General features: G+C 43.3%; 12 protein-coding genes. 10 read left to right on the plus strand and 2 right to left on the minus strand.

The genetic code is table 11. The annotated features are described in order from the left end of the window. The first annotated feature begins 62 nt into the window (after positions 1-62). The 10 genes from FGM00_RS16510 to FGM00_RS16555 all read left to right on the plus strand — a co-directional run bounded on the left by FGM00_RS16510 (position 63) and on the right by FGM00_RS16555 (position 14,898). Positions 63-1,427, plus strand: a complete 1,365-nt coding sequence (locus tag FGM00_RS16510; protein ID WP_138853971.1) for a DUF5723 family protein — start codon at positions 63-65, stop codon at positions 1,425-1,427. A 434-nt stretch (positions 1,428-1,861) separates the two neighbouring features. After that, the gene (locus tag FGM00_RS16515) at positions 1,862-2,179 is read left to right on the plus strand and encodes a response regulator transcription factor (RefSeq protein ID WP_138853972.1); all 318 of its coding nucleotides are present in this window, start codon (positions 1,862-1,864) and stop codon (positions 2,177-2,179) included. 23 nt (positions 2,180-2,202) lie between these two features. Further along, the gene (locus FGM00_RS16520) at positions 2,203-2,862 is read left to right on the plus strand and encodes a hypothetical protein (protein ID WP_138853973.1); all 660 of its coding nucleotides are present in this window, start codon (positions 2,203-2,205) and stop codon (positions 2,860-2,862) included. 31 nt (positions 2,863-2,893) lie between these two features. Then, a complete protein-coding gene (locus tag FGM00_RS16525) occupies positions 2,894-3,496 on the plus strand; it encodes a hypothetical protein (RefSeq protein WP_138853974.1) in 603 nt (200 codons plus the stop codon). A gap of 27 nt (positions 3,497-3,523) precedes the next feature. After that, complete coding sequence (locus FGM00_RS16530; protein WP_138853975.1) at positions 3,524-4,198, plus strand: hypothetical protein; 675 nt, start codon at positions 3,524-3,526, stop codon at positions 4,196-4,198. Between the two features lie 28 nt (positions 4,199-4,226). Continuing rightward, complete coding sequence (locus FGM00_RS16535; protein WP_138853976.1) at positions 4,227-5,561, plus strand: YfaP family protein; 1,335 nt, start codon at positions 4,227-4,229, stop codon at positions 5,559-5,561. A gap of 156 nt (positions 5,562-5,717) precedes the next feature. Next, positions 5,718-7,421 (plus strand): S8 family peptidase, encoded by a 1,704-nt coding sequence (locus tag FGM00_RS16540; RefSeq protein ID WP_138853977.1) that lies wholly within the window; start codon positions 5,718-5,720, stop codon positions 7,419-7,421. A 9-nt stretch (positions 7,422-7,430) separates the two neighbouring features. Further along, positions 7,431-8,960 carry a LytR/AlgR family response regulator transcription factor gene (locus FGM00_RS16545; protein WP_138853978.1) on the plus strand — a complete coding sequence of 510 codons (1,530 nt, stop codon included), beginning with the start codon at positions 7,431-7,433 and terminating at the stop codon, positions 8,958-8,960. A 361-nt stretch (positions 8,961-9,321) separates the two neighbouring features. Beyond that, entirely contained in the window at positions 9,322-14,187 is a 4,866-nt protein-coding gene (locus FGM00_RS16550) for a T9SS type A sorting domain-containing protein (protein WP_138853979.1), read from the plus strand. A 261-nt stretch (positions 14,188-14,448) separates the two neighbouring features. Next, positions 14,449-14,898, plus strand: coding sequence for a nucleoside deaminase (locus FGM00_RS16555; RefSeq protein ID WP_138853980.1), 450 nt, complete (start codon positions 14,449-14,451; stop codon positions 14,896-14,898). 49 nt (positions 14,899-14,947) lie between these two features. Here the strand turns inward: FGM00_RS16555 and FGM00_RS16560 are convergent, their stop codons facing one another. Both FGM00_RS16560 and FGM00_RS16565 read right to left on the minus strand, forming a co-directional pair. Beyond that, positions 14,948-15,142, minus strand: coding sequence for a cold-shock protein (locus FGM00_RS16560; protein ID WP_138853981.1), 195 nt, complete (start codon positions 15,140-15,142; stop codon positions 14,948-14,950). Positions 15,143-15,208: 66 nt separating this feature from the next. Continuing rightward, on the minus strand, positions 15,209-15,475 hold the full coding sequence (locus FGM00_RS16565) for a hypothetical protein (protein WP_138853982.1): 267 nt from the start codon (positions 15,473-15,475) through the stop codon (positions 15,209-15,211). Positions 15,476-15,577: the final 102 nt, after the last annotated feature.

The following is a 15,577-nucleotide window of genomic DNA, read 5'->3' on the forward strand; positions in this document are numbered from 1 at the left end:
TTCTAGAAATCCGTAACCTTTTATTTGCGGCAGTGCAGTATGTAGTAATTAAACAGCATCCCATGATTACCAATTTCAAACTCAAACATAGAATCTTCAATTTCGGACTGGCAGTTGCCGTCATTTGCTTTTGCAGTCAAACGTATGCGCAAAGCTATCTAGGAAATTCGATGGATAATTACGCAGGCGTTCACGCTGTCGTCTACAATCCTGCCAATGTCTTCGATTCCCCGTTTCGTACCGATATCAACCTGATATCGGCAAGTGGTTATTTCGGTAGTGACTATCTAGGGCTTTCGCTATCCGACATGCTATCGGCAGATGGCGAATTTAATTTCGATGAGGACGCCGAGCGCTCCCCCTCGAACAGCAACCATTTTTTTACGAATATCGATGTCCTCGGCCCGTCCTTTATGTTCAACGTGGGCGAGAAACAGAGTTTTGCAGTTACCACCAGACTAAGAGGTCTTTTTAATGCGGACAATGTAAACGGAAATCTTTACGAAAAGGTTTCGGAAGGATTCGAAATCGGGGAAAATTTTGATTTTGACTCTCAAGACCTGAACGTTACGGCCCATGTCTTTTCCGAAATCGGACTTACCTATGGAAGAGAGGTCGTAAAAACCCAGGATCAGTTTCTTAAGGCCGGGATTACCTTAAAATACCTTATGGGTGCCGGCGGAATCTTTATGAACTCTCCAGAACTCAGCGGTACGTTCAATGGCTTGACCAACAACCTTACCACCCAAGGGGCCATATCCTATGGTTCTACCCCGGGCTTTGAAAGCGACTCTCCGGAGTTCAGCGATTTGCAAAGTGGCTTCGGTGCCGATATCGGCGTAGTATACGAATACCGAAAACGAATCGTAGATGGCACCGTATTGGGCAAACGCGCGCAACAGTATAAATTTAAAGCGGCACTTGCGATTACGGATATCGGTAGTATTAATTATCAAAACAGTCAGCAGACCGTTTATGACGCCAACGGCGATGTAAATGCCTTGGAGTTCGAGACCAAAGACCTCGAGCAGGTATTGGAAGACAACTATACAGGTACCCGTACCATTGGAAACCAGAAATTACAATTACCTACAGCTCTTCAACTAATGGCGGACTACTATATTGGAAACCGATGGTATGTAGGTTTGCACCAAGGTCTTTCCCTTCGTAAATCGGGAAGTGCCGACGCAAATGGCATTATCAATACAACCACGGTATCGCCTCGTTGGGAATCGAAGTATTTTAGTGTTTATTCTCCGCTTGGGCTTCGCCAATACAGTGGTTTTGCTTGGGGTCTTGGCTTTCGTCTTGGGCCGTTAACGGTCGGTTCAGGTTCAATATTGACAAATTTGATTTCCGATAATAGCAAGAATACCGATATCTATGTCGGGCTTAAGATTCCCTTGTACAAGAAAATCGATTATTAAAACGGTTTGTTCGGTAGTCTCTCGATACAATCCATATAAGCACGGATGCTCCTTGGCTCGTAAATCGATAAGCCATTACCTCCAAAAACCAATTTCTTAAAATAAAAATATTGCGCCCTGGAAACACGGGCGCTTTTTTTTACTCCCTATATCCCGACTGAACTTTTACGTCCGGCGATAATATGCGCACCCTTTTGTTGAAACAATTTTTGTTCCTTCGAAAGCCCGTTTCGCTCCCGCATTAAATTAGCCCTTCAATCGGTACGGATTTAATTGTACCATCTCCTTTAAAAGTTTTACGCACAGTTGTTCTTACATAGGCTGCAATTCACGCCATTTGTGATGTCATTCACGACATTTTTTTTGTGAAGCCCTGATTTTATTGAAGTTTTGAGCATTGCAAATAAGCACTCACTTTCAAAACAAAATGAAAAATGAAAGGCTCAAAGACTAATCTTCAACTCTCAAAAACTCAAATTTTCATGCACCAACAGTGCTGTGCATTCCGTTTTAAAAGACTTGTCGAAAAGGTATATCCGAAATACCATAATAGTTATCAGCTACTCACTAAAAGGGAGCTGGAAATTTTAAAATATATGGCCTTGGGTACCGAAAGCCAAATCATTGCCGAAAAGCTTTCCATATCAAAACATACCGTTCAAACACACCGAAAAAACATCCATAGAAAGACCGAGTTGAAGACCCCAAGAGACCTTGTACTCTTCACCCTAATATTCGATATACAACTTTAAATATTAACTAAAACCAAATTACAATGAAAAAATTGATGACCACCACAATCTTATTACTATTCGTATCCTGTGCCATGTACGCAGGAAAAAAGAAGGTACAATTCAGTACATCGGAACAAGATGCCAACGTATTCGTAGATGGCAAACTAATGGGCAAAGGCAATGTTCAAGTCCTAATCGCCAAAGGTAGCTGTGTGAACGTACGCGTTGAGAAGACCGGGTTTCTGACCTACCATATCGAGTTTTGCAATCAAAAGAAAACTACGTCTCCACCTAAATCCTATTATATGGAGATGCACAGGGACGATGCCTATGATGCCTCGGTACAGACCGACATCGCCAATGTTGATATTGAAATACGGTCAAAAAAAGACAAGGATGCCGCCTGGCGATTAATGAACCAGATTGTGCTCTCTTATCTGGACGTAATCGAAACCACCGACAAGGAGACCGGATACCTCCGCACGGCATGGCAGCTAAAAACCTTCAAACAGAATACCATCCGTACCCGAATTATTGTGAAAGAGGCGTCTTTGAACCCTTTATCATTCAAAGTGAAGCTCGTTAGCGAAGAATCGCGCCAAGCCCTTACTAGCGTGAAATCCGACGAACTCTATCGCGAATGGGACCGCGTATTACGCAAGTATAAGGACGTGGTTTCTGAAATGCAATCTCGCCTCTAACCACTAAAAAGTAACCAAAAACAAACCAAAAATGAAGACTACAGGATTCAAATTATTTCTTACCACAATACTTACACTTTTTACCGTCTTTGCCGGTATCGCTCAAGAACAACCGATACGAGTGGGGGTCAAAATCGGGTTCCCGAATATTATTGGAGGCCATCTGGAATATGTGACCCCCTTATTGGGGGAACGACTTGCACCCTCCTTAGAGTACTCCTCAGTAAAACTAGATGGTTATCTGGAACCTGATCAAGGTGGTATAAAATATTGGGAGGCTGGATTCAACTACTATTTCGGGAAGAAACCGGGTCGTGGTAGTTATGTGCATTTGGGATACGGTAATCTCAGAGGTGATTTCATCTTTGAGGATTATGCTTTCAACAACGCCAATGAACCAGGGCAAGGTACGGCCAGTATCGACCAAGGTTCGTTCAATATACGCTTGGGTGCCAAGGCCGGCGGGCTATTTTATTTTAGACCTGAAATCGGGTATACGTTTAGTCCTTTATCTGAAACAATCGCTGTATCGGTTGACTATCCGAACGGCCAGAATGAGGTTCGGCAAGAGGAAATGCCTGGACTACTAACCAGCGGGTTCACCATCAATATCGGAATCGGATTCGCCTTTTAAACTAAATATAACCTTAAAACAAAATTTATGAAAACGCTTAAAATCATAGGGTGCTGTTTGCTTGTAGCTTTCTATTCCTGCGATAAAAATGACGACTCCGAAACAACGGATGAGTTCGACGGATCGATTAGATCCGTAGAAAATTTTTTTACTCCCGAGTTGGTAAAAGCATTGACTGATCTTGGTTTTGAACTAAACGAGGGCAATACGCCTCCGAATTTGGAAGGAACTTACCTCATAAGCCCATTGCAACTAAACGCCACAACCGTAGAAACAGACCAAATCGGGAGCATATTTTCCGATTATACCGCAACAATAACGAATCAAAATAATGAAAAACTCACTATAGACTTTAATGGTGAAGGAGGCGGTCAAATCGATAATGGTTTCGGCTCGTTCATCTCCGGTACCGAAAACAAATTCAGTATTTACTTAAAACTAACTATTCAAATCGGAAACGAACCCGCCGAATCGGCCTATGCTCTTTCCGGAACCATTACCGATGATGGCATTTCAGAGGCGCAGATGGCCATTTTAATGTTGGATGACAAAGGAGATGTGGAAGAGGTATACATCGAGAATAATACGGGCCGCTTATTCACCGACGGCGATGGATTTTCGCCAAAAAACCCGAGTACAACAAGTAAACATTTAATCACCGCCGATATTGCGCCTTCCGGTTCTGGAAGTAGTCATTGGTAAATAATCAATAACCTTAAAACCAAAAATTATGAAAACATTTAAAATTATCGCACTTCTAGTAAGCATACTGTCCTTTGCCGCAAGCTGTAACATACCCGATGACGGTCCTGTAGTCCAACCACCTATAGAAGAGGGAGGGAATCCTACAAATCCCTTGCCACCGGAAGAAACACCAGTAAACCCGGCTGATTTACTTATCGATGGTATCGCATTCATGAACACCAATGATCCGCGCATACCCTATATCGCTTACCATACCAATGGTGCAAAAACGGCAATGATAGATGATGACGGCGATGGTTTTCAAGAGCTTATGGTGCATTCGGAAGATGATTTCGAAACCGTAATCAATGTGGATAAAGAAACAGGACTACCCATCAAAATGTGTTCTTCCGATGGAACGTTGGCCCTTTATTCATTTAAAGAAGAGAACACGAAACTAGATCTGGCCATTATGAGACCAGGAGAGCCCATTGTGTACGCTAGAGACCTGAATAGTTCTCCACTCGCGAATGCGGCCCGAACAAGTCAAAATACCTCTAGCTCTAATTGCAATCTTGGGCCAATAGGCGTTACGTTAAGAGGTGTAGGTTACTCTTGGGCACTGGGGGGCTTGTGCGAAATTCGCGACGGTAATGGAGGTGTTAGGCAATTGGATAACATAAGCCGTCGGGCCTGCCAAAATACTTTCAGGGCGATACACGGTGGTCTCCAAATTCCCGTGAACGAGGAAAAAGCCTGTAAACAATTGGAAAACCAGCCCGCGATGCTGGGTCTTATCCCCGGTTATGCCAACTGTGCATCGGAGAATAATGCGAGCGATTGCATCGCCCAAGGCCTCCTAGAAATAGAGGACCTAATTGATAACGCCGAAAGCGTATTCGAAACTATTGGCGAGGACACGGTTGCATTAGCCTATGGCGCCCTGATTTCCGGATATGGTGAAGTAAAAGTCACGTTGACCTGGGATACCACTAGCGATATCGACCTCTGGGTTACCGAACCTGACGGGAACCTTATTTTCTTCAATGAACCTCAGTCAGCAAGTGGAGGATTCCTTGACTTTGATGATGTTGACGGTTTTGGCCCTGAGAACATCTTTTGGACCGAGAACCCACCTTTAGGAGAGTATCTGGTACAAGTGCACTATTATGGTGATAACGGTGAAGGTGCTACGAACTATACCGTGCAACTAGAGGTGCAAGGCGTTGTACAGCAATTTCAGGGTACCCTCGAGGTAGAAGATCAGATTAATACTGTGGCCGGCTTTTCGACTTCCAGTACGAGCGGCAGAACAATGCGCATCGATCAAAGGTATGAAGTTGTTATGCAAACGGAGGAGTTACCGTTAAAAAGGGAATAACCAATTGTGTTTGAGTTAGCTAGAAAGTGCCCCACTGCTTTTCGTATTGGTAGTGGGGTCTTTCAAAAATTATGTTAAATCACTACATTTAGGTCTCACTTTAAGAGACTTACACAAGAATTTCCTTGAACTCGAACATCGAAACCAAGCCAATTGATGACCAGAATTATCCTTAAACTGAAACCTGATATTCCAACCAATAATTTTATAGACCAGGAAAACCGAGATCTACTGAATAAAATGGGACTCAGGAAAATTGAGCCGGCATACTCAATAATTGGGAATCATGCAGAACTTCATCAAGCTCGATTGGGTATTGGCCCGGGTTTCTTGAATACGGGGAGTGTTTTAATTTTAGAATTTGACAATCGATTACACAAAGAAAAAATCCTTGAGAATCTAGAAAAACTATATTCGAAGAAAATCGAATATGTCGAAGAAGACCAAGAAATCGTATTCTTCAACGAACCTGTTGTGCTAAATGGTGAGAAGGAAAATCTTGATACGATGGATTATCCACTAGGTACCATTAACTTCTCCAAGGATTATCAAAGTGAAAATGAGGTTATTGTAGCGGTTATTGATTCTGGCGTGAACTACGATCATAAAGCACTTCGAAAAAGTCTTTGGTCAGCCTCTTCCAAAGGAAAATGCTTTGGAATAAATATGACGATCAGTCATAATGCAGATTGGACGAATGTAAAGGATAATATCGGTCATGGTTCTATGGTAGCAGGAATTATAGGCGCACGTGATAATCCCGTAGTAATGGGTATAGCCCCATCGGCAAAACTGTTATCCATCAAGGTTTTTCCCAAACATAGTGCAACGTATTTTGTCCGGGATGTCTGCTCTGCGATGATGAATGCCTATTGGACCGGGGCCAAAGTAATCAATAACAGTTGGCGACTCTTAAAATCTGACGGAGGGAATAGGAAGTTCTTAACGGAGACTTTACAGATTCTGGAAAACAATAATTGTATATCTGTCTTTGCAGCCGGGAACGAGGACAGGGACTGTTCGGAAATTTTTCCCCAGTCACTTCCTGCCGTCCTGAACGTGGGTTCGATAAATAAAGACTTGAAACGGCAAGATGGCACGAATTGGGGTGATGGAATTACCATCTGGGCACCAGGAGCTAAAATCAATTCAACCTATAAGGGCGGTGTCAACAGCTATGAAGAAAGTAGCGGCACTTCTTTTGCGGCACCTTTTGTTACGGGCGTAGTCGCCCTTCTTAAAGCTAAGAATCCCAATTTATCGTTATTTGAGGTAAAAGAAATTTTAAGGGCCAGCGGCAAACCGATAACAATAGCCAAAAACAATATGAATAGTTATCTCCTCGATTTTTCAAAAACACTTAATTTAAAACCATTTACTAATCTAAATTCAAAAACTATGAATTCACCTTTTCCAAAACCGCCAGAGAACAAAGCAGACATCAATGCTACAATTTTTACGTTTCTTCATTTAGAACGTAGCGACATATTTCAGCTTTTGCACAATGATGTAAGGGATGATAATTTTTGCAACTTTCAAATATTCGGTTGCTTCCAAGGGAATAAAGTGGTTATTGAAAATAAAGAGAAATTTCTTGTGGAGAAAGTCGCTCTAAAATTAGTGAACATGGATCCTAATAGCGATGTACTATATACCATAGGTGGGGCAACAATGAAAACCAATACCAAAAACGAAGTCGACTTTGCTATCACTACTATCCAAACCGGTAAACCGGTCAAAGGAGTGGATTTTACGTTGGAGCAACTATTTCTATTGGAAAGATTTCAAAAAATCGATTATCATGTTGGAGAAGGACTAGACTCTGGTGGATATCCATGCAACCAGTCAGCTTTCTTTTAAACCAACAATATGTCGAAATTATTTACAGTAATCTTTTTCCTTTTCGGATTTGGACTAATGTCCCAGCAGACTACCGACGCGAGACTTGAAGTCGTTGGTTTGTTGAAGCAGTACAAGCTAGAAGATAGCGGTAAAGCTGTTGATGACATGGAAATGTCATTTGCCAAAATGCTATTCGAAAAGGAACTTGATTATTTGAAGTCTGGGAAACTTGTATATACCAGTGAACTACTTGCTGGTAACGTAAGTCTTGATTTGCGTGATAGCATTTTATTCCGGATAAGCTTAGCCAAATACCACGGCAGGAAAACACAGCCCAATCATACCGAGTATTTCGAAAATTATTTATCAGCCTATGAAATTTCGACCAGAGTCGGTGATACTATATTGATCAATGAAGCCTTACTGGGTTTGAACCACTATTTTCAAAGAAACCACATTGATACGTTACTCTACAGAAAGTACGTGAATTTACTTTTCAAATATAAGAAAGACAAAATCGATGATTTTTGGCAAAAGTATTATTTGTTGAATTACAAAATGAATACGTCCTCCTTTAGCAAAGAGGAATTTAAAGAAATGGAACAAGGGTTTTTAACTCTAGAAAAAAACGCCCCCGAACACGACTATTTTCTTGGAAAGATTCAACATTTGATAGGAATATTTTACAGTTATCCCTCGGACTATAAAAGGTCACGGGAATATTTTGAAAAGGCAGCGAGTACTTACAATTCAGACTATTATTATTCAAACAGCAGAAAAATAAGAACTGAAGTTTCATTGGCTATCACAGACTTTAAAGATAAAGCCTACTCTCTTACAATTGAAAAATTAGAGAATGCATTGAACAATAAATTTGTAAAACAGGATGAAAAATTGAAATTTATCATTTACGATTGGCTGGCCCAATCCTATGAGCAGTTTCCTTCTCAAGGCAATAGAGCTTTATACTATTTAAAAATGAAGGACAGCACCGATGATAAATTGAAAATGCACGCCATTGTTCAAAAGAACAGGGAAATCGAGATAAAACATGAGGTTGCCAAAAAAGACAAAAACATTAAAAACCTTCAAATGGTAAACCAAGGATTGCAAGATAGATTAGTAACACTCCTGCCCATTTTGGGCATCCTTACCATTTTGGCTATAATTATCTTTTTCCTCTACAAAAAATACTATAGAAAGACCACGGTACTGGAAACCGAAAAATCCGAAACCCTCCAAAAACTCGATGAGCTCAAAAACATAGTAATCAAGAACCACATCATTCTAAAAGATAAGACCAAAGTCTATATTTCGGACTTGATGTACATTAAATCGGACGATCACTATCTAAACGTGTATACCTCCGATGATAAAAACCACTTTGTAAGGGGGAAACTAAGCACTATTAGGGAAGAACTGCCTCCCAACTTTATACAATGCCATCGTTCCTATATCGTGAATTCAAACTTTATCAAACGCATCAACAACGACACCATTACACTGGTCGATAAAACCCAAGTTCCCCTTTCGAGATCTTTTAAAAACAAATTTTAGAACTATATCAATGTGCGTTGACCACAGCTACCTTAGTAGCATCACTAACCCAAAATACCCTCCATAGGGTATTTCATATCCCGTCTTGCACTCTTATATTTGTTTTAGCATGTATGTTTAGGCCTAAAAAGGAGTTGAAATGGCCTTGACTGAACGCTTTAACCAAACCATTATACGAACCAAAATTTGAAACTCTTACTTGGAGACCAAATCACTTGACGCCACCCGTCGCTTCTAAAAGCACCCCGCCCCTTCTGTATTAGAGCTATCCTACGAGACGATAAGCATCGTCGTCGCCTAAATTGCAATTGCCCTTTTTTTGACGATTTTCATTGATGATAAACCAAACAAACCGATAACTATGAGAACACAATTACTTTCACTTTTCTTGGTGTTGCACACTTGCTTTTTATCTGCACAGGTTTTTGAAGGCTTTAAAGAAGTCTACAGTCAATCTGATGTAAACGAACTGGGAGCCGAAGGATACACTGCGATCACTCAGGGGCTGTTCATCAGGAACAGTACCGATATCACGGACTTGACGCCATTATCTTCCATTACTTCCGTGGGTGCCCTTTACATTGGTGACAACGAAGCGCTCAGCCAATTGACGGGGCTTCAGAATATCACCGAGGTTACGGGTATCGCAGGTGAGGGTGTTTATATTACACGTAATGCCCGCCTTGCTGACCTCTCGGGGCTTCGTGGTATTCGGGAACTACCACAAAGGCTATACATTGAATTCAATCCGTCGTTAAGAAGTGTGGAAGGGCTAAATATCCGCTCGGTACCGCAACTGGCTATCATTGGAAACAACGCGCTGGAGAATCTCAATGGTTTGGAAAACTTGACCGAAGTCACCACACTTGGTCTGAGCATAAATTCGAACCCCTCATTGATCGACATTACAGGGCTTCAATCCTTGTTAAGAGCCAACAGCATTTCATTCAATGAAAACAATAGTTTAGTAAACCTCAACGGACTACAAAGTTTGACTACTGTGGACCAAGTCGGGATATCCGGCAACCCACAGCTTACAAATTATTGCGGACTTACCCCTTGGGCCACCGCCAATCCTTCTTTCTCCAATTATTTCGCTACCAACAACGCCTACAATCCCACCGTTTCGGAAATTATCAGTACTTGCGATGTAAACGCTCCGACCGGGACGACCACTATTCCTGACCCTAATTTCGAACAGGCCTTGATCGATCTAGGGTACGATACAGGCAATCCTGATGGCACCGTTCCTACCGCCAATATCGAAAGTGCCGTGTTTCTCCCTTTACGATCGAACGGAATCACCGACCTCACCGGAATCGCCGATTTTAAGGCCCTCGAAAATCTTGACGTGTACGATAATGCCATCGCTAATGTAGACGTGTCCCAAAACACCAATTTGCTCATCTTGGATATGGGCATCAATATGCTTACCCAAATTGACCTTTACCAAAATTCAAATCTGAACGAGTTGTATCTCGATGAAAATAGATTGACATCACTCGACATCTCGGCACTTCCCAATCTCCGTATCCTGTTTGTGAACTCCAATCCCGAATTAAGCTGCATCACGGTTGCCAATGTGGCCGACGCCAATGCCCAAGCCGAATGGTTCAAAGACGCAACGACCAGCTATAATGTAAACTGCGATACACCTCCCCCATCAACGGCCACAATCATACCCGATCCGAATTTCGAACAGGCCCTTATCGATTTGGGATACGATGTAGGACCGATAAACGGTAGCGTACCCACCGCCAATATTCAAAATGTACAAACCCTCGATGTCTTCAACCGGAATATCAGCGATTTGACGGGAATCGAAGATTTCACCTCGGTGACCTTCATCAACGCCAATTCCAACAACCTGACCCGATTGGATATCTCCGAAAACCTCAATTTGGAATCGATAGGGCTCAATGAAAACAATATCACCGAATTGGATATCTCTGCGAATACCAATCTGATACAATTGGAGATCAACGACAATGACCTGAGCGCATTAGACCTCTCCCAAAGCCCCCAGCTCGAAACCCTCCTCCTATCGAACAACCCCTTGGCCAACGGTATCGATTTGGGCAACCTGCCCAACCTGAGGTTTCTGTTCCTGACCAATACGGGGCTGAGCAGCCTTGACCTGAGCAACAACCCGAATCTGGAGTTCATCCGTATTTCCGGAAATCCGCTCCTTAGCTGTGTAAAGGTCGCCGACATCGCCGCAGTGGAAGCGGCTACAAACCAAAGAGACCCGCAGACCGAGTATCGCCTGGATTGTGACCCACCATCTGCGACCACGACAATTCCGGACCCCAATTTCGAGCAGGCCCTGATCGATCTGGGGTATGACGCCGGGCCGATAGATGGCTCGGTACCAACAGCCAGTATTGCCGTCGTAACCGACCTGAACGTCGTGCAGAAAGATATCAACAGCCTAGAGGGTATTCAGGATTTTACCAGCTTGGAAAATCTGAGCGCTGCGTTGAATCAACTTAGCTCGGTAGACCTCTCGAATAATTCCAGATTGACTTTCGTAGAATTAGGCAACAATCAGCTTACTCAAGTCAATCTATCCGGAAGCCCCCTGCTGACCAATTTAAATCTCTACAACAACAATTTACAGACCCTTGATATTTCAAATCTACCAGCTTTGGTTCGGCTAGCCGCCGAAAATAATGCGCTAACGGAATTGGATATTTCGCAAAATCCGGAAATGTTCGACCTTTTGCTCACAGGAAACCCGATTAGGAATCTCAACACCTTTCAAAATCCCAGGCTCTTGGCCCTGCGTATCGGAGACTCACAAATCGAAGCACTAGACCTTTCGCAAAATATGGAGTTACGTTTATTGGAAGCGCCTAATGGCAATCTTAACCGCCTCAACCTCAAGAATGGAAACAATACCATTCTAAACGGCCAAGGAATTGTTGGTAACCCTGTGGATGTGAGCAATAATCCCAACCTCAGCTGTATTCAGGTGGATAATGTGGTTTTTTCCGAAAACAATCCCGGTTGGATCAAAGATGCTACTGCTTCCTATAGCGAGGACTGCTCCCTTACCCCTGCCTTTACCACGATACCCGATCCGAATTTCGAGCAGGCGCTGATCGATTCGGGATACGACATTGGGCCTATTGACGGCACCATACCCACGGCCAATATTCAAAATGTACAAACCCTCGATGTCTTCAACCGGAATATCAGTGATTTGGCGGGAATCGAAGATTTCACCTCGGTGACCTTCATCAACGCCAATTCCAACAACCTGACCCGATTGGATATCTCCGAAAACCTGAATTTGGAATCGATAGGGCTCAATGAAAACAACATCACCGAATTGAACATCTCTGCGAACACCAATCTGGTACAATTGGAGATCAACGATAATGACCTGAGCGCATTAGACCTCTCCCAGAGCCCACAGCTCGAAACCCTACTCCTATCGAACAACCCCTTGGCCAACGGTATCGATTTGGGCAACCTGCCCAACCTGCGATTTCTGTTCCTGACCAATACGGGGCTGAGCAGCCTTGACCTGAGTAACAACCCGAATCTGGAATTCATCCGTATTTCCGGAAATCCGCTTCTTAGCTGTGTAAAGGTCGGCGACATCGCCGCAGTGGAAGCGGCTACAAACCAAAGAGACCCTCAGACCGAGTATCGCCTGGATTGTGACCCACCATCTGCGACCACCGCCATTCCCGATCCAAATTTTGAGCAGGCGCTCATAGACTTGGGGTACGACATTGGGCCCATTGACGGCATTATCCCCACGGCTAATATTATTGAGGTAACCCGATTGGTTATTTCGCAAGAAAATATAAATAGCTTGGAAGGAATTCAGGATTTCGCCAACCTTGAAGAACTCTATAGTAATTTTAACAGTTTGGAGACCTTGGACCTGAGCCAAAATGCAGCATTGAGGATACTTCAGGTGGGCTCGAACCAATTGACCTCGCTGAACCTTACCCAGAACGTAAATTTAGATTTACTCCTCTGCGACGGCAACGAATTACCAAGCCTGAACGTGAGCCAAAATACGATGCTACGCATCTTGAATTGCGGCTTCAACCAAATCACTAGCTTGGATGTTTCCAATAACACGCTGCTCACCAGTTTAAATGCAAGATTCAATCAGCTGGCTGGTTTGGACTTGAGCCAAAACCCGCTATTGGAAGGGATTGTTCTTGATAGAAACCCGCTCTTGGCCAGCCTGAATCTCAGAAATGGCAACAATTCGATCATTACCGGTTTTGATGCCTCGGTTAATCCCAATTTGTCCTGTATTCAAGTGGATGATGTGGCATTCGCCGAAAACAATCCGGGTTGGACTAAAGACGCCACGACAATATATCGCGAGAATTGCGACTTGCCCGTCAACAATGATGCCGACGGTGACGGTGTCTTGGATGCCGATGACCTATGCCCGGACACCGCTCCGGGATTACAGGTATCACCCAATGGCTGTGCCTTAGCCCAATTGGCAGATTTGGCCCTTCGAAATATTGCGGTCAGCATCGGTTCAGACCCTTGCGGAACCGCACCGGATGGTAATAGCGTCAACATTGAAGTATTGGGTAATGCTTCAATAACCCTTTCGATTATCAAGGACGCGACAGAAAACATTTACAACGATACACTAAGCACGTCTGATCAGGTGAATCTCGTACAACTTACCGAAGGGGAGTATGAACTTTGCGTCTCCATTCCTTCAATACCCAATTATGCCCAGTGCTATCAGGTAAATTTTTCTTCCACACAAAACACGGTAAGTACGAATATTATCGTTTTAAACCCGGGTCAGACCTATCCGCTTACGGTTAGTGGTAATACAAGCTACGATATAAATGTTAACGGCTTGGTCACCACCTTCGATTTTAATGATACCGGGGCACAGGTATTGGATATCCCGTTGGTGGTCGGAAACAATGCCATCACCATTTCAGGGAGTACTGACTGTGGAGGCAATACAACGAGAAATGTAGAATCGGTCAATTTGCTCACCTATCCCAACCCTACGAACGACGTGTTCACCGTAGACGGACTTGGCAATGCCGATCGCGCACAGATAACCGTTCAAAATGCTTCCGGTACAATCGTTTACAGGGCTATGTCGGTTGTGGAGGACGAAACTGTCACGCTAGACATCGGCAATCTCAATACTGGATTGTATTTTATCCTGGCCGAAACCAAGGGAACTTCAAAATCCGGAAAAATCATGAAGCGTTAAATTGAAGCAGTGGTCTTAAATATTCTAGGAAGACCTATTGCCGAGATGGGAAAGTGCCAAGAAGCTGTCGTACGACGGTATTATCATCAGGCTTTCTGAAAACTGTGACAACCACAACGACCAAGTATCCGAAGGCCCTTTAAAATCTTCTTTGTAGTATATTTTTAACCGATTTACAAAATAGCGAAACCCTGAGACGTACTTCAGGGTTTTTTTGTGACCAAAAAATTATATTTGCTGCTTTACGTTCAAAACCGGCACATGATTCTCCCTTACGATGATACCTACTTTATGAAAAGAGCCTTACAGGAGGCCGAGATGGCCTTCGAAAAAGGTGAAGTGCCTATCGGGGCGGTAGTGGTTATTCAAGATCGGATCATTGCACGGGCGCATAACCTTACCGAGCAGTTGAACGACGTAACGGCACATGCCGAAATGCAGGCGATTACCGCAGCGGCCAATTTCTTAGGCGGAAAATACCTGAAGGGCTGCACCTTATATGTTACCTTAGAACCCTGCCAGATGTGTGCCGGAGCGCTATTTTGGAGCCAAGTCTCCAAAGTGGTTTTTGCGGCTCCTGATCCCCAACGCGGATGTAGTGCCATGGGAACAAAATTACACCCCAAAACGAAAATTATAGGGGGTATTCTGGAAAACGAGGCAGCCGAACTATTGAAACGATTTTTTATTCAAAAGCGGAATCTAAACTAAAAACCCCCGTTATGAACGGGGGTCGTTTTTTCATTCAAAGTGCATTCGTTTATTCCGCGAGTTGCACTTGTGCGGCCACTATGCCTTTTCTTCCTTCTTCTTCCTCATAAATGACTTTGTCGCCTTCGTTCAAGGTGAGTCCGTTCAGTGCCGTTGCGTGTACAAAAATGTCCTTTGCAGTCTCGTCGTTGGTAATGAACCCGTATCCTTTGGATTCATTGAAAAATTTTACAGTTCCAGTCATGCCATTACAGATTATATTAGAAAAATTGCATCTCTAATTTAAGAAAAAAATCTTACTTTTTCCTAATCATTTACCTTGACCTTCCTGATTTTCAGGCTTTTCTATAGCTTCTCCTCTCATTCTCCGCACATTTTCCTCGTTGAGCATATAATCCTTCATTTTACGATGCTTACTCTCTTTGTAGAGAAAAAGCGGCATAGCCAACAGGAATAGCCCCAAGGTACCCAAGCCGATAAATTTGTCGGCGAGGGCTTCTTGCGATGCTTCCAACGAAAACCCATAACCGATCAGGCCCAACGATACGATGACTATTGCGGTAATGATGTATTTCATATATTCTTTACTTATGGATAAAGGCCTTGCTCAATAAGAGCCGACCTTGGCAGCCTCCCCTTGCCGAAGGAAATTAGGTGCTTGGTTCAGAAACTTAGAGCC

The sequence above is a fragment of the Aggregatimonas sangjinii genome (assembly GCF_005943945.1).
Taxonomy (GTDB): domain Bacteria; phylum Bacteroidota; class Bacteroidia; order Flavobacteriales; family Flavobacteriaceae; genus Pelagihabitans; species Pelagihabitans sangjinii.